This window comes from Kitasatospora sp. RG8 (assembly GCF_017813315.1).
Classification (GTDB): Bacteria; Actinomycetota; Actinomycetes; order Streptomycetales; family Streptomycetaceae; genus Kitasatospora.
This window is the reverse complement of record NZ_JAGIYX010000003.1, coordinates 177,901-204,517: the sequence shown is the minus strand read 5'-3', so window position 1 is coordinate 204,517 and position 26,617 is coordinate 177,901. Positions and strand designations below refer to the sequence as shown.

Annotated in this window: 15 protein-coding genes; 10 read left to right on the top strand and 5 right to left on the bottom strand. The window is 74.6% G+C overall.

From position 1 onward, the window contains the following. Window positions 1–9: 9 nt before the first annotated feature. The 8 genes from J5Y04_RS06225 to J5Y04_RS06190 all read left to right on the top strand — a co-directional run bounded on the left by J5Y04_RS06225 (window position 10) and on the right by J5Y04_RS06190 (window position 13,640). On the top strand, window positions 10–525 hold the full coding sequence (locus J5Y04_RS06225) for an ATP-binding protein (protein ID WP_209410816.1): 516 nt from the start codon (window positions 10–12) through the stop codon (window positions 523–525). A gap of 585 nt (window positions 526–1,110) precedes the next feature. Beyond that, window positions 1,111–2,046: a SigB/SigF/SigG family RNA polymerase sigma factor gene (locus tag J5Y04_RS06220; RefSeq protein WP_209410815.1), complete on the top strand. Its 936-nt coding sequence runs from the start codon at window positions 1,111–1,113 to the stop codon at window positions 2,044–2,046. A 363-nt stretch (window positions 2,047–2,409) separates the two neighbouring features. Then, complete coding sequence (locus tag J5Y04_RS06215; RefSeq protein ID WP_209410814.1) at window positions 2,410–6,252, top strand: HAMP domain-containing protein; 3,843 nt, start codon at window positions 2,410–2,412, stop codon at window positions 6,250–6,252. Then, complete coding sequence (locus tag J5Y04_RS06210; RefSeq protein WP_209410813.1) at window positions 6,249–8,525, top strand: SpoIIE family protein phosphatase; 2,277 nt, start codon at window positions 6,249–6,251, stop codon at window positions 8,523–8,525. Before J5Y04_RS06215 ends, J5Y04_RS06210 begins: the two co-directional genes overlap by 4 nt. Before the next feature lie 205 nt (window positions 8,526–8,730). After that, window positions 8,731–9,888 carry a hypothetical protein gene (locus tag J5Y04_RS06205; RefSeq protein ID WP_209410812.1) on the top strand — a complete coding sequence of 386 codons (1,158 nt, stop codon included), beginning with the start codon at window positions 8,731–8,733 and terminating at the stop codon, window positions 9,886–9,888. A gap of 332 nt (window positions 9,889–10,220) precedes the next feature. Continuing rightward, window positions 10,221–10,544, top strand: a complete 324-nt coding sequence (locus tag J5Y04_RS06200) for an STAS domain-containing protein (protein ID WP_245204418.1) — start codon at window positions 10,221–10,223, stop codon at window positions 10,542–10,544. Then, a complete protein-coding gene (locus J5Y04_RS06195; RefSeq protein ID WP_209410810.1) occupies window positions 10,537–12,993 on the top strand; it encodes a SpoIIE family protein phosphatase in 2,457 nt (818 codons plus the stop codon). Before J5Y04_RS06200 ends, J5Y04_RS06195 begins: the two co-directional genes overlap by 8 nt. A gap of 176 nt (window positions 12,994–13,169) precedes the next feature. After that, entirely contained in the window at window positions 13,170–13,640 is a 471-nt protein-coding gene (locus J5Y04_RS06190) for an ATP-binding protein (RefSeq protein WP_209410809.1), read from the top strand. 262 nt (window positions 13,641–13,902) lie between these two features. Here the strand turns inward: J5Y04_RS06190 and J5Y04_RS06185 are convergent, their stop codons facing one another. Beyond that, entirely contained in the window at window positions 13,903–14,067 is a 165-nt protein-coding gene (locus tag J5Y04_RS06185) for a hydrophobic protein (protein WP_209410808.1), read from the bottom strand. Between the two features lie 183 nt (window positions 14,068–14,250). Between J5Y04_RS06185 and J5Y04_RS06180 the strand changes: the two genes are divergently transcribed. After that, window positions 14,251–14,616 (top strand): hypothetical protein, encoded by a 366-nt coding sequence (locus tag J5Y04_RS06180; protein WP_148640627.1) that lies wholly within the window; start codon window positions 14,251–14,253, stop codon window positions 14,614–14,616. Window positions 14,617–14,866: 250 nt separating this feature from the next. Here J5Y04_RS06180 and J5Y04_RS06175 read toward each other — a convergent pair whose 3' ends face one another. The 4 genes from J5Y04_RS06175 to J5Y04_RS06160 all read right to left on the bottom strand — a co-directional run bounded on the left by J5Y04_RS06175 (window position 14,867) and on the right by J5Y04_RS06160 (window position 23,155). Beyond that, on the bottom strand, window positions 14,867–16,054 hold the full coding sequence (locus J5Y04_RS06175) for a ferritin-like protein (RefSeq protein ID WP_209410807.1): 1,188 nt from the start codon (window positions 16,052–16,054) through the stop codon (window positions 14,867–14,869). Next, on the bottom strand, window positions 16,051–18,042 hold the full coding sequence (locus tag J5Y04_RS06170; RefSeq protein WP_209410806.1) for a GMC family oxidoreductase: 1,992 nt from the start codon (window positions 18,040–18,042) through the stop codon (window positions 16,051–16,053). The genes J5Y04_RS06175 and J5Y04_RS06170 overlap by 4 nt, the downstream gene beginning before the upstream one ends. Then, window positions 18,039–18,659 (bottom strand): hypothetical protein, encoded by a 621-nt coding sequence (locus J5Y04_RS06165; protein WP_307852954.1) that lies wholly within the window; start codon window positions 18,657–18,659, stop codon window positions 18,039–18,041. The genes J5Y04_RS06170 and J5Y04_RS06165 overlap by 4 nt, the downstream gene beginning before the upstream one ends. Before the next feature lie 227 nt (window positions 18,660–18,886). After that, window positions 18,887–23,155: a bifunctional nitrate reductase/sulfite reductase flavoprotein subunit alpha gene (locus J5Y04_RS06160; RefSeq protein WP_307852953.1), complete on the bottom strand. Its 4,269-nt coding sequence runs from the start codon at window positions 23,153–23,155 to the stop codon at window positions 18,887–18,889. Between the two features lie 290 nt (window positions 23,156–23,445). On the opposite strand from J5Y04_RS06160, the gene J5Y04_RS43155 reads away from it, so the two are divergent. Beyond that, complete coding sequence (locus tag J5Y04_RS43155) at window positions 23,446–26,610, top strand: type 2 lanthipeptide synthetase LanM family protein (protein WP_209410804.1); 3,165 nt, start codon at window positions 23,446–23,448, stop codon at window positions 26,608–26,610. Window positions 26,611–26,617: the final 7 nt, after the last annotated feature.

Below are 26,617 nucleotides of genomic sequence, written 5' to 3'. Positions count from 1 at the left end.
GAGCACCGGATGAAGCGCCCGTGGGAAGGCCCGCTCCCGGAATCCGACCGGACCCGGCGGCTCCGGCTGGAGGGTGCCGAGGGCGCTGTGCAGCGCTGCCGGGACTTCAGCCGGCAGGCGTTGGCGGCCTGGCACTGGCTACCCGGCGAGGACGCGGCGCAACAGGACGAGGAGGAACAAGAGGACGACGAGCAACGGGCCGTTTCGCAGGACGTCCTGCTGATGGTCTCGGAGCTGGTCACCAACGCGTGCCTGCACGCCCCGGGCGGCCCGCGCGAGCTGCGGTTGAGCTGGAACGGCGAACGGCTGCGGGTCGAGGTCACGGATGCCAGCCCGGTGCCGCCGCAGCTGCGTCCGCACGCCGACCCCGGCCGGCCGGGCGGGCACGGCCTGCGGGTGGTGGACCGGCTGGCCCGGGCCTGGGGCTCGTTGCCGGAGGGCACGGGCAAGCGGGTGTGGCTGGAGGTGCCGTCCCCGCTCGACCACCGCGTCGCCCGGATCGACCACCGCGTCCGCCGGCACTGACGTCCGTCGGCACCGACCCGGGGACGTCCGTCGGCACCGACCCGGGGACGTCCGCCGGCACCGGCCCGGGCGGGCGGCGGTACCGACCCGGGCGTCCGCCGGCACCGGGCGGACGCCCGACCCGCGGGCGGCGGTCACGCCTGTCCGGGGTGCGGTTCGGGCCGTGGTGCCGGGGTCGGGTCCGGGAAGGGCTCCGGGCTCGGGAACGGGGGGATCGGCGGCGGGGCGGGGCGGGGCCCTTCGCCCGGCCCCGGTGCGGGGTACGGGTGCGGGATCGGCTCGGTGTCCGGGTCGGGGGGAACGGGGACGGTCATCGTGGCACCTTCCTCGGGTCGCTGCCCGGCGGCGTCTACCCGGAGCGGGGACGGCAAATCCCGACGGAACGGGATGAAACGGGATGATGCGGGTAGGACACCACCGGAGCGGTCACGGCGAACGGCCTGACGCTCCCCGCACCCGCAGGTGCCACCGGGACCGTCGCTTGAAGCAGCCGGGCAGAGGTTCTCGGGAAAGAAGCCCGCGGCACGCGAACGGGTCCGTTCGCGGTGCCGGGGCCGTTCGCCCCGATGCCCAGGAGAAGCCACCGTGTCCACCCCCGTGCAAACCGGCCACCGGACCGACCGGGCGGCCGTGCCGTCCTCCGGCCTCCTGCCCGACCTGCCCCCGCGTCCCAGCGATGCGGAGCTGCGCACCATGGGCAAGTCCGAGGCACGCGAGCTCAGCGACGCGCTGTTCGAGCGATTGGCCGGCCTCGCCCGCGAGACCCACGCCTACAGCTACGTGCGCGGCACCGTCATCGAACTCAACATGCCGCTGGTCCGCTTCATCGCCGCCCGGTTCCGGCACCGCGCCGAGGACATGGAGGACATCCTCCAGGTCGGCACCATCGGCCTGATCAAGGCCGTCGACGGCTACGACCCGGCGCGCGGCGTCGAGTTCATCACCTACGCCATCCCCACCATCGCCGGTGAGATCAAGCGTTTCTTCCGCGACACCTCATGGCCGGTCCGGGTACCGCGCAGCGTGCAGGAGCTGTACCTGAAGGTGGCCCGCGGGTCGGACCGGCTGGAGCAGGAACTCGGCCGCCTCCCGCACCCCGAGGAGATCGCCGCGGACCTGGACCTGACGGTGGAGCAGGTCGTCGAGGGGCTGGTCGCCGGCCGGGTGTACCGGCCCGACTCGTTGGACGCGCTGCGCGACCGGGACGGCGACGAGAGCGGGAGCGCCATGCTCGACCAGCTCGGCGGCTGCGACGAGAACCTCGAACTCGCCGAGTTCCGCACCGCGGTGCGCCCGCTGCTGGGCCGGCTGCCGCGGCGCGAGCAAACCGTGCTCAAGCTCCGGTTCTGGGACGGCTGGACGCAGTCCGAGATCGCCGCCCGGATCGGCGTCTCCCAGATGCACGTCTCCCGGTTGCTCACCGCCACCCTCGCCCGGCTGCGCGAGGAGCTGGACGACCAGGACGCCCCGGGCTGGGCCGACGGGCCGCAGGCACCGGTCGGCGCCGGGACGCCGGGCTGAGTTCCCCTCCCGCCGGGCGTCTTCGGCCCTCGCAGCGGACAGCCGCGCTGCGGGGGCCGTCGCCTGCGGATCGAGAGGCCGCTCTTCGACGGCACCCTCGGTTCCGCCGGGCACCGTCGCCCCGGGTGCCGGCGATGCCCCGGATGTCGGCCTGCGGATCGCCGCCGCCCGCGCCGCCGGGTACCGGACGGCGTGACCCCCGGCCCGAGGCCCGACCGCCGCCCGGCGCGGGCCGCCGGCGCCGGGCCTGCCGTGTCCGGCCGACGGGTGGCACAGTGGGAGCAGGGCGGCGCCCGCCGCCCGACGACCCGGAGCGCGCCGCCCGGCACTCCCCGGGTGCGGCGGATCCGGACGGTGGGACGGATGGACGACCAGGCGGTGCCCGCCGCGCAGCCGGCGGACCCGGCCGAGCAGGGCCTGCGACAGCTGCTCGCCGGGCTGACCGCGGTGCGCGACGGCGACTTCGGGACCAGGCTCACCCCCGACCGGCCCGGCGTGCTCGGCGAGATCGCCACGGTGTTCAACGGCATGGCGGACCAGCTGTCCCGGGTCACCTCGGAGGTGACCCGGGTGGCCCGGGAGGTCGGTACCGAGGGGCGGCTCGGCGGCCAGGCCCAGGTGCCGGGATCGGGCGGGACGTGGCTGGAGCTCACCGACTCGGTCAACGCGATGGCCGGCAACCTCACCTGGCAGGTGCGCAACATCGCGCAGGTGACCACGGCGGTGGCCCGCGGGGACCTCACCCAGAAGATCGAGGTGGACGCGCGCGGCGAGATCCTGGAGCTGAAGAACACCGTCAACACGATGGTGGACCAGCTCGGGTCCTTCGCGGCGGAGGTGACCCGGGTGGCCCGGGAGGTCGGTACCGAGGGGCGGCTCGGCGGCCAGGCCCTGGTGCCCGGAGTGGCCGGTACCTGGCGCGACCTGACCGACTCGGTGAACTCCATGGCCGGCAACCTCACCAACCAGGTCCGCAACATCGCCCACGTCGCCACGGCGGTCGCCGAGGGCGACCTCACCCAGAAGATCCGGGTGGACGCGCGCGGCGAGATCCTGGAGCTCAAGGAGACCATCAACACGATGGTCGACCAGCTGTCCGCCTTCGCCGACGAGGTCACGCGGGTGGCCCGCGAGGTCGGCACGGCCGGCAACCTGGGCGGCCAGGCCACCGTCCGGGGCGTCTCCGGCACCTGGAAGGACCTCACGGACAACGTCAACGTGATGGCGTCGAACCTGACCGGGCAGGTCCGCTCGATCGCCCAGGTGGCAACGGCCGTGGCCAGGGGCGACCTCTCCCAGAAGATCACCGTCGAGGCCAAGGGCGAGGTCGCGGCCCTCGCCGGAGTGATCAACACCATGGTCGACACGCTCTCCGCGTTCGCGGACGAGGTGACCCGGGTGGCCCGGGAGGTCGGCACCGAGGGCACGCTCGGCGGCCAGGCACGCGTCCCGAACGTCGCCGGGACGTGGAAGGACCTCACCGACAACGTCAACTCCATGGCCAACAACCTGACCAACCAGGTCCGCAACATCGCCCAGGTCACCACGGCGGTCGCCAACGGCGACCTCACCCGCAAGATCGACGTCGACGCGCGCGGCGAGATCCTGGAACTGAAGACCACCATCAACACCATGGTCGACCAGCTGGGCTCCTTCGCCGCCGAGGTGACCCGGGTCGCGCGGGAGGTCGGCAGCGAGGGCCGGCTCGGCGGCCAGGCGGAGGTCGAGGGCGTCTCCGGCACCTGGAAGCGGCTCACCGAGAACGTCAACGGACTGGCCGGCAACCTCACCCGGCAGGTCCGTGCGATCGCCGAGGTGACCAGCGCCGTCGCCGCCGGCGACCTCACCCGCTCGATCACCGTCGACGCCTCCGGCGAGGTCGCCGACCTCAAGGACAACATCAACGCGATGGTCGGGTCGCTGCGCGACACCACGCTCGCCAACCAGGAGCAGGACTGGCTGAAGACCAACCTCGCCGGCTTCTCCGCCGCCATCCAGGGCCGCCGCGACATCCAGGCCGTCGCCGACATGATCACGGACGAGCTGACGCCCCTGGTCGGCGCCCAGTACGGCGCCTTCTACCTCGTCCGGGAGTCCGAGGACGGCACCGATCCCGAACTCGCCCGCATCAGCACCTACGGCAGGTCGCCCGCCGACCCGCCGCAGAAGCGGGTACGCCTCGGGGAGACCCTGGTCGGGCAGGCCGCCCGCAGCCGCCGCACGATCGTCGTGGACGACCTGCCGCCCGGCTACGCGACGATCGCCTCCGGCGCCGGCGCCGCGGACGCCCGTGCGGTGGTGATCCTGCCGATCGCCCTGGAGGAGTGGCTGATCGGCGTGCTGGAGTTCGCCGCCGTCCATCCGTTCAGCCAGGTCCACCGCGACTTCCTGGCCCAGTTCGCCGAGGCCTGCGGCGTCAACATCGGCACCCTGCTCGCCAACGCCCGCACCGACGAACTGCTCGGCGAGTCCCAGCGCCTCACCGCCGAACTCCAGGACCGCTCCGAGGAGTTGCAGAAAGGGCAGGAGGAGCTTCGGCGCTCCAACGCGGAGCTGGAGGAGAAGGCCGCGCTGCTGGCCGAGCGCAACCGGGACATCGAGGCCAAGAACCTGGAGATCGAACAGGCCCGCCAGGAGCTGGAGGAGCGGGCCCGCCAGCTCACCCTCGCGTCGATGTACAAGTCCGAGTTCCTGGCCAACATGAGCCACGAGCTGCGCACCCCGCTGAACAGCCTGCTCATCCTGGCGCAGCTGCTCGCGCAGAACGCCACCGGCAACCTGACCCCCAAGCAGGTCGAGTACGCCGGCGTCATCCACTCCGCCGGCACCGACCTGCTCCAGCTCATCAACGACATCCTCGACCTCTCCAAGGTCGAGGCCGGGAAGATGGAGCTGACACCCGAACCCTTCACCGTCCACGACCTGCTCCAGTACGTCGAGTCCACCTTCCGGCCGCTGGCCGACCAGCGGGGCCTCGACTTCGCCACCACCCTCGACCCGGCGGTCCCGGCGGAACTCGTCACCGACCAGGACAGGTTGCGCCAGGTGCTGCGCAACCTCCTCTCCAACGCCGTCAAGTTCACCGACGGCGGCCGGGTCGAGCTGCGGATCGAACGCGTGACGGAGCCGGACCTGCCGGCCGAACTCGCCCGCACCGCAGAGGCGGTGGCGTTCCACGTGGAGGACACCGGCATCGGCATCGACCCCGCCCACCTGGACACCATCTTCGGGGCCTTCCAGCAGGCCGACGGCACCACCAGCCGGCGGTTCGGCGGGACCGGCCTCGGCCTGTCGATCAGCCGCGAGCTCGCCCGGCTGCTCGGCGGCACCATCACCGTCAACTCCGCCATCGGCCGGGGCAGCACCTTCACCCTCTACCTGCCGCTCGGCGCACCCGGACGCCCCGAGGGCCGGCCGGCCGTCGAGCCGCGGGTCCTGGTGGTCGAACCCGACCCGCCGGCCCTGCTCACCCTGCTCACCCGCACCGCGGTGGACGTCCTCGGGACGCCGGAACCGCGGGTGACGGTCCACAGCACCGGCGACGAGGCGGGACTGCGGAGCGCCCTCGCCGCCGGCCCCTACCGCTGCGTCGTACTCGATCTCACCGGCTCGGCCGAGCTCGTGCCCGAGGCGCTCGCGACCCTGGGCGACCGGACGCCCGTGCTCGGTTACGAGGGCGACGGCACCACGGAACCGTCCGTCACCGCCGTCGGCGGCGTCGAACTCACCCACGGGCTGGACGACCTGCGGGAACGGGTGATCCGCCTGCTCGGCGGCCGGCCCTCCGCCCCGACCCCCGCGCCGGCCCCCGCGCCCGTCGACGAGGAGCTCGCCGGACGCACCGTCCTGATCGTCGACGACGACATCCGCAACGTCTTCGCGCTCGCCGCCGCCCTGGAACAGCGCGGCCTGACCGTCCTGCACGCCGCCGACGGACGCGCCTGCCTCGACATGCTGCACGGCCACCCCGAGACCGGCCTCGTCCTGATGGACGTGATGATGCCCGGCCTCGACGGCTACGCGGCGATCGCCGCGATCCGCGCCGACGAGCGGTTCGCCCGGCTGCCGGTCATCACCGTCACCGCCAAGGCGATGCCCGAGGACGAGGGCAAGAGCCTCGCCGCCGGAGCCGACGACCACGTCACCAAGCCCGTCGACATCGGCCTGCTGCTCGACCGGATGCGGCACTGGCTGGAGTCCTCATGACGGCCGGGCCGGGCCCCGGGGCCGACACCGCCCGGGCCCTTGCCGCCGTGGTGCGCCGACTCCAGCGCACCGCCGCCCGCACCAGGGCCGAGGAGCGCAACCGCGCCCTGGCCGACCTCGCCACCGGCGTCCTCGCCGAACGCCTCGGCGTCCCGCCCGTCGAGGCCGCGGCCGAACTCGCCCGGCTCGCGCGTCAGGCCGGGGTCCCGGCCGTGACCCTGGCCGCCGACATCGTCGGACGGACCGACGGCGTACCCGGCGTACCCGGCGTACCCGGCGCACCCGCGCCTGAGCGCACCGCCGTCCCCGTCCCCGTCCCCGGCCTCGCCGTGACCCCCGACCTGCAGCGCGCCGCCGAAGCCGTGCTCGACCAGGCCCGGGCGGCATCGGGCGCCGCCGCCGTCGCCGTCTGGCGGTGGCTGCCGGACGGCGCGCTCGAACTCGCCGCGCACGCCGGACTGCCCGCCGCCGAGGCCACCGCCTGGAGCCGGGTCCCGCCGGGCGTGGGCACCCCGGCCGAGCGGGTCCGGTCCTCGGGAGCGGAGCTCTGGCCGGGCGACCGGGCGGCGTCCGGCCCCTCCGTCGCGGCCGGCTCCGCCCGTGCCGTGCTGCCGTTGCGCGACGCCGGCCGGTGCCACGGCGCCCTGGAGGTCGTCTGGCCCGCCCCCGGGCCGTCCCTCGCCCCGGCCGAACGCCGTTCACTGCACGGCCTCGCCGGCCTCTGCGCGACCCTCCTCGACGCGGCGGACCCGCCCCCGCCCCGCGACGAACAGCAGGCCGCGGTCCTCGACGGGCTGCTCAGCCCCGCCCTGCTCCTCGAACCGGCCCTCCGGGACGGCCGGGTCACAGACTTCACGATCGTCCGCGCCGGCGAGGGCTTCCCCGACCCGCTCGGCCGGCCCGGGACCTCGCTGGAAGGGGCCTCCCTCCTGGAGACCTACCCGGCCGCCGGCGCCGACGGCCTCTTCGAGCGGCTGCTCCGCGTCCACGAATCCGGTGAGGCACTGCCCGCCGAACGCGTGCGGCTGGTCTTCCGCGACGGCGAGCGGGCCCTGCCCGCCACCGTCCTGCTCGCCGCCGCCCCGCTCGGTGGCCGGCTGCTGGTCAGTTGGCAGCTGGAGACGCGGGCCGACGAGCCCGAGCAGTCGGCCCTGCTGCGCCAGGCCCAGCGGCTCGCCCGCGTCGCCGGCTTCCAGGAGCACCCGGCCACCGGCCGGATCCTGTGGAGCGACGGCCTGGCCGAGTTGTACGGGCTGCCGCCCGACAGCGACCCCGTCCCGTTCCTCCACCTGGCCCGGCACGCCCACCGCGACGACCAGGCCGCCGTCCGCAGGCTGGTCGACACCGTCCAGCACCGCCACCGCAGCTCCTCCGCGGTCTTCCGGCTGGCCCGCCCGGACGGCACGCACCGCTACACCCGCATCGTCGCCGAGCCCGTCCTCGACGACGACGGCCGGCTGACCGGCATCCGTGGCGCCTACCACGACGTGTCCGTCCAGCACCGCACCGAGATCGCGCTCGGCGCCACCCGGGAACGCCTCGCCGACTCCGAGCAGGAGGCCGCGGTCAGCGAGCAGCTCGCCCTCCGCCTCCAGCAGGCGATCCTGCCTCCCGCACCGCCCCCGCTCGGCGCGTCCGGCCTGCGCGCCGCCGTCCGGTACCGCCCGGCCGCCAGGCGCGACCGGGTCGGCGGCGACTGGTACGACGTCCTCCTGCTGCCCGACAAGCGGGTGCTGCTCGCCGTCGGCGACGTCGCCGGCCACGGCGTCGAGGCGGCCACCGGCATGGTCGCGCTCCGGCACACGCTGCGCGGCCTCGCCGTCACCGGCGCCGGACCGGGCCGGCTGCTGGAATGGGCCAACACCGCCGCGATGCGCGAACCGGGGCACGTCACCGCCACGGTCGTCTGCGTGGTCTTCGACCCGGCCGGCGGCGAACTGTGCTGGGCCCGGGCCGGCCACCTGCCCCCGATCCGGCTCGGCCCCGACCGTGCGGACGTGCTCCCGCTGCCCCGCGGCGTGCTGCTCGGCGCGGTCGAGGAGGCCGCGTACGAGGAGCGGACCACCCACCTGGCCCCGGGCGAGGTCCTGCTGCTCTACACCGACGGCCTGGTCGAGCGGCGTGACCGCTCGGTCGAGGAGTCCGTGGACCAGCTGATCCGCTCCGCCGGCGCCCCCGGCCCGGACCTGGAGCGCTACCTGGACCGCCTGTTGGAGCTCAGCCCGGCAGACACCGACGACGACACCTGCCTGATCGCCGTCCAGGCCGAGTGAGCCCGGCCGGCCGGGGGGCCGCTCCTGTCGCGCCCACCAAGGGCCGCGCACCCTCCCCACGGTGCTGCCGGGACCTGTGCTGACGGCCGCCTCCGGTCCGTTCGTCGGCCTGCCGACCCCGGACGATCGCGGCACGGCCGGCCGGGTGTCCGCCCGCCGCCGCGGGGTAGGCGTACGAGCGACCCACCGAAACGGGGAGTCAGCCATGGAACTCGCCCCTCTCGCTCCGCTGCTCGACCGGTCCGGCCCCTGGGCCTCCGTCTACCTCGACACCTCCCACGCCACCGAGGACGCGGCGCAGCGCCGCGCGCTGATCGACCGCGCCGCGGTGGACCGGCTCGCCGCCCTCGGCGCGGACGGGCCCACCCGCGGCGCCGTCGGCGAGTACCTCGCCGGCCTGCCGGCCGCCGGTTCCCCGCCCGGCCGGGCGCTCTTCGCCGCGGACGGCGAAGTGGCGCTCGACGCCCCGCTGAGCAGCTCCCCGCCGGACGTCGTCGCCGCCTGGGGGCCGCTGCCGCACACCGCCCCGTTGCTCGCCCTGCTGGACGACACGGCGGCCGGCTGCCTGATCGCCGCCGTCGACCGCACCGGCGCCGAGCTGGAGCTGCGCGCGCTCGGCCGCAACACGCCGGCCGGCACCGTCGAGGGACCGCAGCGGCAGGCCCGGGGGCACCGGGCCCCGCCCGCCGACCGCCGCGAGTGGCACTACCGTCACCGCCGCGAGGACACCTGGGAGCGTACGGCGGGCATCATCGCCGACCACATCGCCCGGGTCTGGCCCGGGAGCGGCGCCCGACTGCTCGTCCTCACCGGCGACGTCCGCGAGCGCCGGGCGGTCCACCACCGGCTGCCGCAGGGACTCCGGGCGTTCACCACCGAGGTCGACGGCGGCGGGCGGGCCGGCGGCATCGCGCGCGAGGCCTTCGACCGGCGCCTGGACGAGGCGTGGGAGGACCACAGGAGCATGCACCTCGACGCCGTTCTGGACGACTTCCACGCGGGCCTCGGCCGTCCCGGCGAGCACGCCACGGACGGTGCCGGCACCGAGACCGCGCCCGGCGCCGCCGCCCAGGGCGTCCCCGCCGTGGTGAGCGCCGCACAGCAGCACCGGCTCGCCACCCTCCTCGTCCAGGCGGGCCGTTCCGATCCGGACCGCCCGGTGTGGACCGGGCCGCAGGCCGACCACATCGGTGTCGACCGGGCCACCGTCCGCAGCATGGGCGTGGACGAGCCGCGTCAGGCGCCGGCCGCCGATGCCCTGCTGCGCTGCGCGGTCGCCGCCGGAGCGGACGCCGTGCTCGTCCCCGACTCCGCCCCGGGACCGGCCGGCGGCCTCGGCGCCGTGCTGCGCTGGCCCGCCTGACGGCGACGGCGGCTGCGAGGTCGGACCGTGTCCGGGAAGGAGGTCGTGTCCGGGAGGGAGACGGCGCCCGTGCGCCGTCGAACCTGGTGGGCCGTCCTGCGGGGCGCCCTGGCCGACGTCTGGGCACACGGGCGGACCATCGAGCTGCTCCAACGGTCGATGGCGTTCGCCGCCCTGCCGGCCGCAGTGACGCGGCCGGCGGTGCCGCGCCGTGGTGCCACATCACGCGACCGGGCCGCCCGTCCCCCGCGGCGGCTCGCACCCGGCTCCGTCCAGGACCTAGCCTTGAGGAGGCCCCGAACCATGGGGCCACGGTGTCGAGGGTGACCGAGATGAAGGACTTCCCCGAGGTCAACGGCTGGACGGTGGTCCCGCTCAGCGGGGACCTCGACGACTTCGCGGCAAGGGACGTCCGGCGGCTGTTCCAGCTGCTGGTGGACGGTGGGGCGGTCCGTCTGGTCGTCGACCTCGCCGCCGTGGGCTTCGTCGACTCGACCGGCCTCAACGTCCTGCTCGGCGCGGCCCGGCGGGCCAGGGACGGGAACGGCGCCCTGCGGTTGGCCGGCGCCGTCCCGAGGGTCCGGGACCTGATCGACCTCACCGGGGTGGCGGCGCTGCTGCCGCTCTATCAAGACACGGCGGCGGCCTGTGTCTGAACCCGCAGGTGACAGCTCCGGCACGTCCGCCCGCACCGGGGAGACGGCCGTGCTGCGGGAGGCCGTGGACCGGCTGCGCGCCGAGGCCGACGGGCTGCGCCGCGCGATGCGCAGCCGCGGGGTGATCGAGCAGGCGAAGGGCATGCTCACCGAACGGCTCGGCTGCACGCCGGACGAGGCCTTCGGCCATCTCGTCCAGCTCTCCCAGGACACCAACCGCAAGCTGGCGGACATCGCCGCCGGCCTGGTGGGCATCGCGGCCCCGCTGGAGGACACCGCGGCCGACGAGGACATCCCGGCCCCCGGCCACGTCACGGCGCCGGACGCCGTCCCACGGCGACCGCACGACCCGCGCCCGCCCGTGCCGGCCCCGCCCGCCGCGGCCCGCCTGACGCCGGTCCCGGGTCTGGCCGCCCGGTACCACCTGGCCGCCTCGGCGCTCCTCGGCGCGGAGACCCCCGAGGAGCTGGCCCGGCTGTTGCACGAGGTCGCACTCGCGCCGCTGGGCGTCCTCGCCGTGGTGCTCGGCCTGCTGGAACCGGACGGCGCCCTGGCACTCGTCGGGAGCCACGGAGTGGAGCCGCGCCGGATCAGCCAGTGGCGCCGGATCCCGCCGGAGACCGGGGTGCCGCTGGTCGCGGCAGCGCACGGCGGCGGCATGGTCTGGGAGTTCGACCCCGACCGGCCGGGGGAGCGCCCGCCCGACACCGGCCGGATCGTGCCGGGCCGGATCGCCTGTGCCGTGCCGCTGCGCCGCGGCGACCGGATCGTCGGGGCGATGAGCCTCGGGTGGGAGGGGAGGGCCGACCGGGCCCGCGCGGCCAGCCGTTACGTCGACGCGCTCGCGAACCTGGCGGCCGGGCACCTCCTGCGGGTGGGCGCCGCCGGCGACGGGGGGCCGGGCTTGGAGGTCCCGGGCGGCGAGTACTGGTTCCGGGCGGTCCTCGACGCCATGTACGCGCCGGTGCTGGTGCTCTCGGCCGTCCATCGGGGCGTCGACGGCGGGCCGATCACCGACCTGCGGGTCGGTTACGCCAACGCCGCTGCCGGCCCGGGTCCGGCGGAGGGCCGGCGGCTCAGCGAGCTCCACCCCGGGCTGGTGGCCTCCGGCGTGTTCGAACGGATCCTGGGCGCTGCCGCCGACGGTGTCCCCTACGAGGGCTGCACCGCGGACTTCACCCGGCCGGACACCGGGAGCGCCGCAACGCTGAGCCTGCGGGCGGTGCCCTTCCTCGACGGGGTCCTGCTCACCTGGCGGCACCGGGGCGGCACGGCCGAGCGGGCGGCGCGGCTCGGTGAGGCACACCGGCTGGCCGGCCTCGGCGGTTTCTGGTGGTCCGCCGGGTCGCCCGGCCTCGAACTCTCCGAGGAGGCGCTGCGGATGCTCGGCCTTGACCCCGGCCGGGCCGGCCCCACCACGCCCGCGGACGCTCTGGCGTGCGTCGCCCCCGCGGACCGCCCCGCCGTCCGGCTGCTCGCCCGCCGCCTGCTCGCGGGGCAGCGGAACGCCACCCTGGAGGTCGCCGTCGGCACGACCGGCGCCGGGCCGCGCACCGTCCGGGTCACCGCCGAGGCGCTGACCGCCCCGGCCGGCGGCCCCGCGCGTACCGTCCGCGGCGTCCTCCAGGACGTCACCTCCTGGCACCGCACCGAGCAGGCCCTGACGGTGGCCAGGGCCCGGCTCGCGGAGCAGCGGCGCCGCGCGGGAGCCGAACACCGGATGACGCGGGCCCTGCAGAGCGCGCTGATGCCGACGCCCACCGGGCCCGACCCGGCGGCCTCCGGCCTCGACCACGCGGCCCGGTACCTGCCCGCCGGGGAGCAGCCCCGGGTGGGCGGTGACTGGTACGACCTGCTGTCGCTGCCCGACGGCACGGTCCTGCTCGCCGTCGGCGACGTCAGCGGCCACGGCGTGGCGGCCGCCGTGGGCATGGCCGAACTCCGGCACGCCCTGCGCGCCCTGTGCTACACCGGTGCCGGCCCGGCGGCGGTCCTCGGGCGGCTCAACACCATGCTCTGCCACCAGGGCAGCCGCCACATCGCGAGCGTCCTGTGCGGTCTGCTCGACCCGGCCGCCCGCGCACTCGTCTGGAGCGCCGCCGGGCACCCGCCGCCGGCGGTGCTGCGCGCCGGCACCGCAACCCTCGCGCAGGGCCCGGCAGGCACCGTGCTCGGGGCCGACCGCGCCACCGCCTACCGCGACAGCGAGGTGGCGCTCCGGCACGGCGACACCGTGCTGCTGTGGACCGACGGCCTGCTCAACCGCCGCGAGGGCGGCTCGGGCCGCCCGGAACCACTCCTACGGGCCGCCGAGGAGTGCGGCGCGACCGCTCTCGCGGACTGCCTCGACCACATCGCCGCCGGCCTCGGCGGTCCCAACCCCGCGGACGACAGCTGCCTGCTCGCCGTGCGCCTGCCCCCGGCCGTCGAGCCGGCTCCCGGGCGGTAGGCGTCGAGCTCCGGGAGCGCCTGGAGGGCATCGTCGAGAGCCGGCCGAAGGCCCCGGACCCGGGACCGCCGCCGGTCACCGCGACGTACCGGTACCCGGCGAGGGGCGGACACATGGCCCGGCGGTTCCGGGGCAGACGCCCGGGTGAGAGACCCTCCCGACAGGCCGGTTCCGCCATGTGCCCCTTCACCGCCCCAGCGGCCTTCCACCGCCACCGCCGCCTGGCACTGGACTCCGAGGGCCCCTGCCCGGTCGGGGGCGGCCTCGCCTTCGTCCGCGAGGCCCTCCGCAGCTGGCAGCTCGCCGACTCACCGCCGGCGGCGGACGACATCGTCCTGGTGACCGCGGAGCTCATCGGCAACGCCGTCCGCCACGGCGGCGGCCCCCGCGGTCTCGACCTCACCCGGTACGGCGACCGCCTGCGCGTCCGGGTCACCGACCGCAGCCCCGAGCCGCCCCGCCTCGGCACGGGCCGGCCAGGGCGGATCGGCGGCCACGGCCTGGTCATCGTGGACCGCCTCGCGATGCGCTGGGGCAGCTACCCGGACGGCCGCGGCAAGGCGGTCTGGGCGGATCTGCCGCTACCGCCCGAACTCCCGTCCCCGCCGTCCCCGCCGGCCCCGCCGAGGCTGCCCCCGCCGCGCTGACCAGCGGTGGCGGGCGCTGATCCGAGGCGGGGGCTGATCAGCGAGGCGGGCGGGGCGCCGGGCGGACGCGGGGCGGTCGGGTCCGTGCATTCCGCACATGAGGCCGCCGGCCACCACGCGGGTGGCCGGCGGACAGGGCATGGCACACGGCAGCCGGCGAACAGCGCGTGGCGCACGGCGGGGCGTGGCGCCGCCGCTGCCGATCAGGGCGACCCGTCTGATGAGGGCGACCCGGCCGCCGAAGGGCGATCCGGGACGGCGGTCACCAGCGGTACCATCGCCGGCCGCCCCCGCCACCCGAGGAGAACACGAACCCGAGGACCCAGAACACCAGGACGGCCAGCGCGATCCACCACAGGGCGTGCACGGCGAAACCGGCGCCGCCCAGGACGAGGGCCAGCAACAGGACGAGGACAAGAAGAAGCATCGGAATCGACCTCTCGTGAGCTACGGGATGTCCGGTCATCGCGTGTGCCCCGGTCAGGGCCGTTCACACGTACGGACGCGCGGCTGTTCGTACGGACGCCTTCCCCGGACTCCGCTCGGGTGGGGCGGGACCGCCCGGGTAGGTCGTAAGCTGTGGGGCCGGTTGATCAAGGGGAGTGATGGCATGGGTGGCTGGATATGGGCGCTGATACCCGCGGTGATGGTGGGTGGGGGCTGGGTCGGCGACAACGTCCGGGGCGCCCTGAAGATGCGCCACGAACGGAGGATGGAGCTGTTGCAGGCCGCTGAACGGCGGCAGCTCGCACTCGACGCGGCGAGCCGCCCCCCGGAGCCCGTCTGCGGATGCACCCACCACCTGGCCAAGCACGACAAGCACGGCAAGTGCCACGAGGCGGTCGAGGTGCCGACGGCCTGGGACGCCGAGCGCAAGCCGCTGCAGTTCGAGCCCCGGCAGTGCAACTGCCAGCAGTACGTCGGCCCGGAGCCGCTGGGGACCGTCTTCGCACCGGAGATCGTCGACCCCCGCTGACTCCCCGCCGCCAGACCGGAGACCCGGGCGGCCGGAGAAACGGGAGGCCGGAGACGCCAGACCGGAGGCCCGGGAAACGGGAGAAACGGGAGAAGGCCTCCGTCCGACCGGCTTGACGGCCGGTCGGACGGAGGCCTTCGCGGCCGCCCGGAGGATTCCGGGTGCGGGGCGCGTGGGTCGGTTCGGGTGTGGATGCGGTGCGGGTGCCTGTCCCGGGGCCAGGACGCCTGCGGCCGGAGGCACCGGACGGTCAGGCGAAGGCCTCGGCGGAGTCGGAGGCCAGGGCGGACAGGTCGATCGGTGCGCCCGCTTCGAGCGACGCCGCCTGGATGTTGCGTCCGACCTCCTTCTCGGCGGCCTGGAAGTCGGGCGCCTGGAGTTCGAAGGTGGCGCTGGCGAACCGGCCCAGGGCGGCCTGCTCCGGGTCCGGATGGGGGTTGCGGTAGAGCTGTCCGGCGCGGTCGCGCAGCTCCAGCATGGTGGGGATGGCGAGCGCCATGTCCCGGGGCCGTCCGTTGAAGGCGGAGTCCAGGTAGCACAGCAGCACGGCGTAGCGGGAGTTGAACGCCACCGCCTGTTCGTACACCGCGCTGGTGGCCTCGAACCGCTTGTAGTCGGCGACCTTGGAGTCGCCGTGGATCGGGTAGGCGTCGTCCCAGGTCACGTCGATCAGCGGGCCGCTGGGCTGGTCCTTGGGGCGGTCGTCGGGGCCGTAGCTGCGCCCGGTGTAGATCTCGTTGAAGCGGAAGTAGTGGGCCAGTTCGGGCTGTTCGCCGAAGCGGTTGTTGCTGTTCCAGATGGTGTCGTGGACGCCTTCGCCCTGCTCGGTGATGGTCTCCAGCGCTTCGAGCGCCGAGTTGCGGCCGTCGACCGGGAAGACCTCGCCGCCGGAGTTGTAGAAGTCCTCCGGGCCGACCTGGTGGCCGGGCTTCTCGCGGGTGAAGACCCGGTCGTGGCCGAGGGTCCTGATGAGGTACTCCAGGCCCTCCCGGATGGTGTCGTAGAACTGCCCGATGGAGGTCCAGCCCGAGCCCTGTACGGCGGCGGGCGTCATCTCCTTGGGCTGTTCGATCCGCAGGAAGGTGCTGAGCGCCTCGGGGGAGAAGTGCTGCAGCCCGATGCTCGGTACGGTCTCGCCGCTGAAGGGCAGGCGGGCCGGGTACTTCGCGACGAAGCCGGTGTCGACCCTGGGGGTGCCGCCGACCGCGTTGAGCAGGTTGGCGACCAGCGTCATGTGGAGCATCTCCTCCAGCAGGACGGCGCGGATCGCGTAGTACGCGGTGCGGTTGGTGCCGGGGCGGATGGTGTACATCCCGGTCATGTAGACGGGGACGGTCAGGTGCTCCACCTCCAGCGCGGCCTGGAGGTACTTGCGCAGGTCGGGCATGGTCCTCGGGATGCCGAAGCCCGCTCGGTCCAGTTCGAGGGCGGTGATCACGTCAGTACCTCCGACTCGTCGGCCCCGCCGGCCGGTCGCCGTGCCTCCGCGCCGCGGAGATCGGCCGGCCGGCGGTCGAGGAGCAGGTCCTGGTGGATCTGCTCCGCGCTGCGCAGGGCCAGGGCCAGCATGGTGATGGTGGGGTTGCTGGTGCCGATGGAGGGCATGCTGCCGCAGCCGACGGCGTACAGGTTGGGGTGTTCCCAGGTGCGCTGGTACTCGTCGACCACGGAGGTGGCCGCCGAATTGCCCATGATGTGCGTGCCGGCGCCGTGCCCGGCACCGCTGTAGGCCAGGTGCAGGGTCTCGCCGTCCAGGGTGTGCTCGAAGTGGCCGAGCGGGGGCACGCCGTCGCGCGGCGCGTGGTCGGTGTAGTCGGTGGCGCCGAGGCTGTGGAAGATCCGCTGCGCGACCTTCCGGGCGGCGAACAGCCCGTCCCGGGTGTGCCGGTCGAGGTCGTAGGTGATGACCGGGCGGAGGTTGCCCATCGCGTCGCGGTAGCGGCGGTCGATGGTGACCCGGTTGTTCGGGTTCGCCGACTGCTCGACGGCGATCTGCAGTTGGAGCTGCCGACCGACGGTGGAGCCGAGCAGGCGGCGCAGCTCCGGTCCGAACACGCCGTCCGGTCGCACCTCGCCGTTCTCGTCACCGCCGATGCCGAGGGAGGTGGCGACGTTGCTCATCGGCGCGCCGGTGGCCCAGCCCCAGCCCCAGTTGCCGATCTCGATCCGGAACGGGGCACGCTGGGCACGCCCGTCGCCGAAGCGGAAGGCCTCCCAGCCGGAGGTGTGCCCGGGCCCGCGGAACGGGCCGACCGGTCCGCGCCTCTCGTCGGCGAGCGCCCAGTTGAGGATGGTCGGGTGGTCCATCAGGTTGCGGCCGACCTGGTCGCTGCCGTTGGCGAGGCCGGAGAACAGCAGCAGCCGCGCGTTCTCGATGGCGTGCGCGGCCAGCACGACCATGTCCGCCTGGACGACGTACGAGCGGCCGACGGGCGAGGCCGGGTCGGTGTAGGTGCGGAACTCCACCCCGCTCACCCGGCCGCCCCGGGTCGCGCCCGCCAGCCGGACGCGGGTCGCGACGCAGCGGGTGGCGAGCGAGACCGTCTTCGAGAACCGGGCCTGCTGGCGCAGCGGGTGGGACTTGGCCTGCACCGGGCAGATCGGCACGCAGCTCGCGTTGCCCACGCAGCGCTCGCCGTAGTTCGGCAGGCCCACCGCGCTCTCCGGCCGGTAGGGGACCGGGGAGTAGTCCGGGTTCGGAGTGGAGTTGCGGGCCTGCGGCAGGCTCCTGACCTGGAGCTCGTACGTCTCGGCGGTGACCTCGTCGAGGATGTTCGTGCCGTTGAGGCCGCTGCAGTACTCGTCGATGTAGCTGGCCGGGATCTGATGCATCGGGTAGACGTAGTCGTCGCTGGTGACGACTCCGATCGCGCGCTGGTCGTCCGCGTTCCCGGCCACGCCGATCTCCAACTCGGCCCGGGCGTACCAGGGTTGCAGTTCCTCCGCGCCGAGCGGCCAGCTGCGGCCGTAGCCGAACCCCTCGGTGGCGAAGTCCTCGGGGTGCATGCGCGGCACCGCGCCGAGCCAGTGCATGGCCGCGCCGCCCAACTCCCGCAGGTAGTCGGTGCCGTAGGGCAGTCGGCCGTTCTGGACGAAGTAGCCGTTGGCGGTGAACTCCGGCTGCCCCGGCTTCGGGTCGCGCACGGGGGCGAGGTCGAGGACGTCCGGGTAGGGGGCGGCGGTGTTGCGCCGGTAGGCGGAGTTGGGCACCTTGGCGACGGCGGAGTGGTAGGTGGTGAGCGAGCCGAGGTAGCCGGGCCAGGTTTCGGTGCCGCTGTTGCCGGCCTCCAGGATCAGGACGTTCCAGCCCAGGTCGCCGAGTTCCCTGGCGATCAGGCTGCCGGACCAGCCGCCGCCGACGATGACGACGTCGTAGCGCCGGCGGACGGCCTCGTCCGCGCTGATGGTGGTGACGCTCTCGGTCATGCGTGCTCCTCACGGGCGGCGGGCCCGGCCGAGGTCGGGACGGCGGACGGCGGGATCTGGCGCCAGGCGCGGTAGCCGGGCAGCAGGTGATCGGGCACGGCGTCCAGCGCGACCTCGGACTCCAGGCCGGTGCGGCAGACCAACTCCTCACCGAGGCCGAGGTCCTGGCGCAGCCCGTCGGCGGTGGGCTGGGCCGGCGGCCGGACCGCCCAGGTGCCGAAGCCCGGCGGCTTCGCCCCGGCCGGGTGCCCGTGGAAGGTCCGCCACACCAGGCCCTCGACGTACGCCTCCGGCGCGACCACGAACTCCTCGTTGGCCATCTGGCGGCGCAGCGCCGCGTGCGCGGCCGGCGCGAGCCGGGGCCAGGCGCCGGTGAGCCACATGTACGTCAGTGCCCGGGCCACCTCCAGGTGGACGGGCGACAGGTCCTTCGGACCGCCGCGCTCCGAGGCGGCCACCGTCCACGCGGTCCAGAACTCCGCGAAGGCGGCCGCCCCGACCTGCTGCCGGGCGGTCTCCAGGTAGCGCTCGGCCATGCCGGTGGCGTACAGGTCGAACGCGGGGAAGCCGGTCAGCGGCACACAGAGGTCGACGAACTCCTCGACCTCTTTCGTCACAGCGGGAACCGTCATCGTGCTCCTCTCTCACAGGGGACTTCGCCCGGACGGCGGCGGACGCCGTACCGAGAGCCGTTCCTGGGCGAACCGTTCAGCATCATCGCCCACCCGGGCGGCCCAACCCCGGCTCAGCCGGGCCACGCGCCCGGTTTCACCCGACCGGGTGATGGTGGCTCCCGGCGCGCGTCAGGGTGCGGGGGTTCACGGCCTCCGTGCGAACCCCACTGTCAGTACACGTCGCGGACGTAGCGCTTCTCGGCCGCGAGCTGCTTGACGTAGGCGGCGGCGTGGTCCTCGTCGAGTCCGCCGTGGGTGACGGCGATGTCGCGCAGGGCGCGGTCGACGTCCTTGGCCATCCGGCTGGCGTCGCCGCAGACGTAGAAGTGGGCTCCGTCCTGCAGCCAGGACCACAGCAGGGCGCCGTTCTCGCGCATCCTGTCCTGCACGTAGACCTTGGCGCGCTGGTCGCGGGAGAAGGCGAGGTCGAGGCGGGAGAGGGTGCCGTGGCGGTGCAGTTCCTCCAGTTCCTGCTCGTAGTAGAAGTCGGTGGCGCGGCGCTGTTCGCCGAAGAGGAGCCAGTTGCCGGCGCGGTGGCCGAGGGCGCGCCGGTGGTCGAGGAAGCCCAGGAAGGGTGCCACGCCGGTACCCGGTCCGACCATGACGGCCGGGGTCGTGGGGTCGGCCGGGGGGCGGAAGTGCGGTGAGCGCTGGACGAACAGCGGGACTTCGGTGCCGGGTTCGGCATCGGCGAGGAAGGTCGAGGCGACTCCCTTCCGCCGGTGGCCGCGGGGGCCCTCGTAGCGCACCACGGAGACCGTGAGGCTGACCCTGCCGGGGGTGGCGAGCGGGCTGGAGGAGATGGAGTACAGGCGCGGTTGGAGGCGCTTGAGGAGGTCCGTCCACTCCTGGGCGCCGAGCCGGACGGGGTACTCGGTGAGGAGGTCGACCGCCTGACGGCCCCAGCTCCACCTCGCGAGCCCGTCCTTGTTGTCGGGGCGGAGCAACCGCTTGAGATCCCGGTCGCCGGTGTGTTCGACCGCGAGGCGCAGGAGGTCGGGGGTGATGCGGGTGATGTCGAGGTGATGGGTGAGCGCCTCGGCGAAGCCGGCGGTGGCGGTGCCGGTGAGTACGACCTCGGTGGCCGGGTCGAGGCCGGTGACGGCCAGCCACTCGTTCACGAGATCGGGGCAGTTGGCGGGGCGGACGCCGAGGGCGTCGCCGGCCTCGTAGGCGAGGGAGTCGCCGACGTCGAAGGTGAACCGGCGGACCTCCTTGCCCGCGCCTGCCAGGCTGAGGAGCTGGTTGCCGCAGAGCGGCGCGCGGTGGGGGTCGTTCCTGGTGGGACGGGTGGCGTCGCCGACCGGGCCGGCCGCCGGTGCTGCCATCGGTGCTGCCGCCGGCACTGTCACCGGAGTGTTCATGGAGCCCTGGCCCGGTGCCGGGCTGTCGAGGTTGGTGAGGACGGCCTTGAACCAGGTGTCGGCGCTCTCCCCGTCGTCGGGTTCGCACTCGGCGCGGGGGTGCAGGCGGGTGGCACCGAGTGCGGCGAGGCGTTCGTCGAGGCGGCGGCCGTGGCCGCAGAAGTCGTCGTAGGAGGAGTCGCCGAACGCGAGGACGGAGTAGCGGACGTCGCGCAGCAGCGGGGCATCGGGAGAGCTGAGCCCCCGCCAGAAGTCCGCGCCGTTGTCGGGGGCGTCACCGTCGCCGAACGTACTGGTGACCAGGAGGACGTCGGTGCCGGCCGTGAGCTGCGCCGGGTCGGCGTCGGCCATGGCGAGCAGGGTGGGGGCGTGGCCGGCTTCGGCGAGGCGCGCGTTCAGGGCGGCGGCGTACTCCTCGGCGTTGCCGGTCTGCGAGGCCCAGAGGACGAGCATGCGGCGGCTCGGAGCCGGCGCCTCGGCGGGGGGACCCGGCGCCGTCGCGGGTTCGGCGACGGGTGTCCGCGCGCCGTCTCGGTCTCCGCCGTGGTCGCCGGTGCGGGAGAAGGCGCCGGCGAGGACGCCGTTCACCCACAGGGCGGTGTCCGGGGGGAAGGGGGCGGTCGACGGGAGTACGGGTACGGCGGTGTGCGGGGCCAGGGCGACGCCGGCGAGGTAGCCGGAGAGATAGCGGCGCTCGTGGTCGGCCAGTGCCGGCGGAGCGAGGTCGGTGAGGCCGAACAGCGTGGCCAGGGCGGGCAGGGCGGCCGGGGCCGGACCGGCCTGCCCGTGGGCGAGCGCCGTGACGGTTCCCGGCCCCGCGTCGGACCCGGGGGCGGCCGCGGTCACGGGCGTGGCCGTGTCGGCGGCGGGCACGGTGCTCGGACGGGCCTGCACCGGTGCCGAGGTCTTGGCGAGGTTCACGGCGCAGACCTTGAGTTCCGGCTGGTAGGAGACGGGGTCGACGGCATCGTTGGTGACGGCGTTGATGGAGAGGTACTCGCCGAACAGGTCGTTCCAGTGGAACGGGGCGAAGCTGTTGCCGGGGCGCACCCGGTCGGTGACGACGGCGGGCAGGACGGCGCGGCCGCGGCGGGAGGCGACCTCCACGTGGTCCTCGTCGGTGATGCCGAGGCGCCGGGCGTCCTCCGGGTGGATCTCGATGAAGGGGCCGGGGTTGAGCCTGTTGAGCTTGGCGACCTTGCCGGTCTTGGTGAGGGTGTGCCACTGGTGCTGGAGCCGGCCGGTGTTGAGGACGAACGGATAGTCGTCGTCCGGGAGTTCGGCGGCAGGGAGGTGCGGGCGGGCGAAGAACCGGGCACGACCGTCCGGGGTGGGGAAGACGAGCCGGGGGCGGGTACCGTCGGGTCGTTCCAGCAGGGTCTGGCTCACGCCGTCGTTGAGGTAGCGGACCGGATTGCGGGCCCCGGCGCCGGGTGCGGCCGGCCACTGCACCGGGGCGTCACGCAGCCGCTCGTAGCTCACGCCGCGCAGGTCCCATCCGGTCTTCGGGTTCCAGGCCCGTTTGAGCTCCTCGAAGACCTCCTCCGCGCTGTCGTACGTGAACGCCTCGGCGAAGCCCATCGCGCAGGCGACACGGGAGATGAGCAGCCAGTCCGGGGTGGCCTCGCCGGGCGGGGTGACGACTCCGGGGACGAGGGTGAGGTTCCGCTCCGAGTTGGTCATGACGCCGTCGGACTCGGCCCAGAGCGTGCCCGGCAGCACCACGTCGGCGTACGCGTTGGTCTCCGTCTCCGCGAACACGTCCTGCGTGATCACGAGTTCGGCCGTCTCCAGGCCCTGGATGACCGTCCTGCGGTTGGCGACGGAGGCGACCGGGTTGGTGCAGATGATCCAGCACGCCTTGATGTCGCCGGCGGCCATCCGCTCGAACATCTCGACCGTGCCACGGCCGACCTCGGTGCGCAGCGAGCCCTGCTCGATGCCCCACAGGCTCTCGATGAAGGCCCGGTCGTCGTCGGCCAGGACGGAGCGCTGGCCGGGCAGGCCGGGGCCCATGTAGCCCATCTCGCGGCCGCCCATGGCGTTGGGCTGCCCGGTCAGGGAGAGCGGGCCGGAGCCGGGGCGGCAGATCGCACCCGTCGCGAGGTGCAGGTTGACCAGGGCGTTGGTGTTCCAGGTGCCGTGGGTGGACTGGTTGAGCCCCATCGTCCAGCAGCTCATCCACTCGCCCGCCTCGCCGATCCACTGCGCGGCCTGCCGGATGTCGGCCTCCGGGAGGCCCGTGATCCCGGCGACCTTCGCCGGGGTGTAGTCGGCGAGGAAGGCCGGCATCTCCTCCCAGCCGTCGGTGAACTCGGCGATGAACCCGGGGTCGGTGTGGCCGTTCTCGACCAGCAGGTGCAGCAGACCGTTCAGCAGGGCGAGGTCGGTTCCGGGCCTGATCTGGAGAAAGAAATCGGCCTTGTCGGCGGTGGCGTTGCGGCGCGGGTCGACGACGATCAGCCGGGCACCGGACGACTTGACCCGGTCCATCATCCGCAGGAACAGGATCGGATGGCAGTCGGCCATGTTCGCGCCGATCACGAAGAAGGCGTCGGCCCGCTCGAAGTCCTCGTACGAGCCGGGCGGGCCGTCCGAACCCAGCGACAGCTTGTATCCCGAACCTGCCGAAGCCATGCACAGCCGCGAGTTGGACTCGATCTGGTTCGTCCGCACGAAGCCCTTCGCGAGCTTGTTCGCCAGGTACTGCGCTTCCAGTGACATCTGCCCGGAGACGTAGAAGGAGAGCGCGTCGGGTCCGTGCTCGTCCAGGATCGCCCGCAGCCGACCTGCCGCCGCCGCCACGGCGACGTCCACGTCGACGGGGACGGCGGGTTCCTCCCGGGTACTGCGGACGAGGGCCGTCCCGAGGCGGCCCGGCGCGGCCAGCATGTCCGCGTGCGTCGCGCCCTTGGTGCACAACCGCCCCCCGTTCGCCGGGTGGGCCTTGTCACCGGACACCTTCGCCACGGTTCGGCGGCCGTCCGAGCCGGTCGTCAGGTCGAGAACGACCCCGCAGCCCACGCCGCAGTACGAACAGACCGTCCTCGCCCGACCGCCGGCAGTCCCGACCACACGTCCCCCTCCATCATGCGGGCCCAGACCCACCTGTCGAACGTGCGGCGGCGCCTGCACGGACGCCCAACCTAGGAAGCGCGTGTTGCGGTGGACCGCGGAGATCGATTCGGTGCCGTTACACCGCCCGCACCGGGCTCCGCCGCGGCTGTGAGGGCGCTGCCCGTCGGTTCCGAGGCCCTGCCGCATCCGCATCGCGGAGGAGCGGGTCACTTCCCCGTGGCGCACGCCACCGCGGAGCCTCCTCGGAGTTGTGTCCGAATCGAGGGCCTTGTATGGATGGTTGGTGGATGGCACGCTTGGGCGCTGTGATCGACACGTGGAAGCGGTCGGCGGCTGCGCCGGGTGTGGCGAACTGGTGGTTACAGGCGCTGCCCGGGGTCGAGCGGGCCGGGGCGGTCAGGCCGGACTGGGCGGCCTTCGTCGACGAGGTGGTGGCCGGGCCGCCGTCGGGGGATTCTCGCCCGGCCGCCGGTGAAGTCCCCGGGGATGACGGGTTCGTGGCGATTCTTGCCCCGTTCGCGGAGCGGGCCGCGGAACGGCTGCCCGACCGGCACGGCGAGGGCGCCGCGGTTCGGGCCGCGTTCGTGCGTCGGCTGGCCCGTGCGCTGGCGCGGTGCTGCGCCCGTGTGCTCGTGCTGGAACTCCACGCGGCGAGGGCGCGAGGTGGGCTCGAAGGGGGCACACCGTCCGAACGGTTCGACGGCTTCGTCGAATCGATGAAGCAACAGGCTTCTCTCGCTGCGCTGTTCACCACGTACCCGGTGCTCGGGCGGGTGGTCGGGCAGGGCTGTCTGCATGCGGTGGCCGCGCTGGACGAGCTCCTCGGCCGGTTCGCGGCCGACCGGGCGGAGATCGTGGCGACGCTGCTGGGCGGGGTGGACCCCGGAGACCTGCTCCGCGTGGACACCGGAGTCGGTGACGGGCACCGGCGGGGGCGTGCGGTGGCGGTCCTGCGGTTCGCCGACGGCCGCCGGGTGGTCTACAAGCCGCGGCCGTTGCAGGCGCACCGGTACTTCAACGACGTGCTCGACTGGTTCAACGCGCGGCCCGGAACGCCCGGGCCGGCGGCCCTGGCCCTGCTGGACCGGGGTGTTTACGGCTGGGCCGAGTACGTCGCCCACCGGCCGTGCGAGACGCGGTCGCAGCTCGACCGCTTCTACCGCCGCCAGGGCGCGCTGCTGGCGTTGCTGTACGCCCTGGAGGGCACGGACCTGCACTACGAGAACCTCGTCGCCCGGGGTGACGAACCGGTGCTGATCGACGTCGAGACCCTGTTCCACCCGCCGCCCGCGGCCCGGGCCGACGACCCGGCGGCGCTCGCGCTGCGGTCGTCCGTGCACCGGATCGGGTTGCTCCCGCATCTGCTCCTCGGGGACCGGGAGGCGATGGACGTCTCCGGGCTGGGGGGTGACCCGGGCGCGCCGCTGCCGATGGACGGGGTGGCGTGGGCGGACCCGGGTACCGACCGGATGCGGCTGGTGCGCCGGCCGCAGACGCTCGCCGGTGCGGCCAACCGTCCCGGCCTGGCCGGGGACCGGGCCGAACCCGCCGCGCACACCGAGGCGTTGCTCGCCGGCTTCGCCGACGGCTACCGGGCCGTCGCCGCCGGCCGACGCGAACTGCTCGGCCCACAGGGGCTGTTGAGTCGCTTCGCGGACGCCGAGGTCCGCGTCGTGGTGCGCCCCACACAGATCTACGCGACGCTGCTGACCGAGGCGACCCACCCCGACGTCCTGCGGGACGCGGCGGAGCGCGAGGCGCTGTTCGGGCTGCTCGGCACCGACGAGTCCGCCGGTCCCGGTCACCCGGGTGCCCTGGAGTTCGAGATCGCTCAACTCCGTGACGGCGACGTACCGTTGTTCACCACGACGCCGGGCTCCTTGGACCTGTGGAGCGGCGGCGGGGAGCGCATCGCCGGCGCGCTGGAGCGGTCCGGCCTCGACCGGGCGGCCGAGCGGATCCGGGGCATGGGGGAGGCGGACCTCGCGGCGCAGCAGTGGATCATCCGGGCGGCGATGGCCGCACGGTCGACCGCGGCCGCCCACGAACTGGCCACCCACGAACTGGCCACCCAGGAACCGGCCACCCAGGAACCGGCCGCCCGTGAGCCGGCCGCCCACGAACTGGCCGGCCAGGAACCGGCCGCCCGTGCGCCGGCGCTCGACGGACCGGCCGCCCGCATACCGGCGATCCCGACGCCGGCGGTCCCGATGCCGTCGGACCCGGGCGGACCGGGCCCGGAGGCCGTGCACCCCGAACGCCTGCTCGGTGCGGCCCGCCGCATCGGCGACCGGCTCGTCGCACTGGCCCACCAGGGCCCGGCACGCACCAACTGGCTGGGCCTCGACCTCATCGCCGACCGCTACTGGCAACTGAGGCCGTGCGGCGCGGATCTGGGCGGTGGCTACCCCGGGGTGGCCCTGTTCCTCGCCCAGCTCGCCGCGCTCACCGGTGACGACCGCTACGCGGACACGGCCGCTCGCGCCCTCCGGCCGCTGCCCGCCGTGTTGGAGCGGCTCGCGGCCCGGCCGGAGGACCTCGCGGCCGTCGGCCCCGGCGGCTTCGCCGGCCTGGGCGGCATCGCCTACGCGGTCACCATGACGGCGGCCGCGCTGGACGACCCGCAGCTCGCCGCGCTGACCGGCCCGGCGACCGCCCTGACCGTGCGCGCCGCCGAGACCGGGACGGCCCCGGGCATCGCCGACGGCCTGGCCGGTGGCCTCGCGGCGCTGCTCGCCGTCCACCGGGTCACCGGCTCGGAGGAGGCCCTGCGCGGGGCGCGGTCCTGCGCGGACCGCCTCGCCGCCCGCCGGCTGCCACCGGGGCCCGGCTTCGCCACCGGTGCGGCCGGGATCGGCTGGGCGCTGCTCCGCTTCGCGGCGGCCACCGGCGACGCCGGCCACGAGAGCGCGGGGCTGACGGCGCTCCGAGCAGCCGCCGAAGGGCTGCCCACAGAAGCGCTGCCCACCGAGAAGCCGGTCACCGAGAAGCCGGCCGCACAGAAGCCGGCCGCCGAAGGGCTGCCCATCGACGGGCCTCCCGCCCGCGACTCCTGGTGCCGCGGCCCGGCCGGCCTCGCGCTGGCGATCGCCGGTCGGCCGATGGCGGCGGACGGCCCGCGGCCGGCGGACGACCTGGAGCCGGCGGAGGTCACGGCCCGCCTCGCCGGGGCCGGCTCCCGGACGCCGACCGATCACAGCCTCTGCCACGGCGAGCTGGGCGTCCTCGAAGCGCTCGCCCACCGCACCGACCCCGTCGCGTTGGAGGCCCGGAACCACCGGACGCGCCGCCTGCTGGCCGCGCTCGACCGGCACGGCCCGCGCTGCGGAACCCCGGCCGGCCTGGTCGCGCCCGGGCTGCTGACCGGTCTGGCGGGCATCGGCCACGGACTGCTGCGGCTCGGCTTCGCCGACCGGACGCCGTCGGCCCTGTTGCTGGCGCCGACCCCCTGAGTGTGCG

Excerpts from the sequence above, each read along its gene's own strand:
- J5Y04_RS06225 (WP_209410816.1), top strand. The coding sequence starts at position 10 with ATGAAGCGCCCGTGGGAAGGCCCGCTCCCGGAATCCGACCGGACCCGG.
- J5Y04_RS06215 (WP_209410814.1), top strand. The coding sequence starts at position 2,410 with ATGGACGACCAGGCGGTGCCCGCCGCGCAGCCGGCGGACCCGGCCGAG.
- J5Y04_RS06210 (WP_209410813.1), top strand. The coding sequence starts at position 6,249 with ATGACGGCCGGGCCGGGCCCCGGGGCCGACACCGCCCGGGCCCTTGCC.
- J5Y04_RS06205 (WP_209410812.1), top strand. The coding sequence starts at position 8,731 with ATGGAACTCGCCCCTCTCGCTCCGCTGCTCGACCGGTCCGGCCCCTGG.
- J5Y04_RS06200 (WP_245204418.1), top strand. The coding sequence starts at position 10,221 with ATGAAGGACTTCCCCGAGGTCAACGGCTGGACGGTGGTCCCGCTCAGC.
- J5Y04_RS06190 (WP_209410809.1), top strand. The coding sequence starts at position 13,170 with ATGTGCCCCTTCACCGCCCCAGCGGCCTTCCACCGCCACCGCCGCCTG.
- J5Y04_RS06185 (WP_209410808.1), bottom strand. The coding sequence starts at position 14,067 with ATGCTTCTTCTTGTCCTCGTCCTGTTGCTGGCCCTCGTCCTGGGCGGC.
- J5Y04_RS06180 (WP_148640627.1), top strand. The coding sequence starts at position 14,251 with ATGGGTGGCTGGATATGGGCGCTGATACCCGCGGTGATGGTGGGTGGG.
- J5Y04_RS06170 (WP_209410806.1), bottom strand. The coding sequence starts at position 18,042 with ATGACCGAGAGCGTCACCACCATCAGCGCGGACGAGGCCGTCCGCCGG.
- J5Y04_RS43155 (WP_209410804.1), top strand. The coding sequence starts at position 23,446 with ATGGCACGCTTGGGCGCTGTGATCGACACGTGGAAGCGGTCGGCGGCT.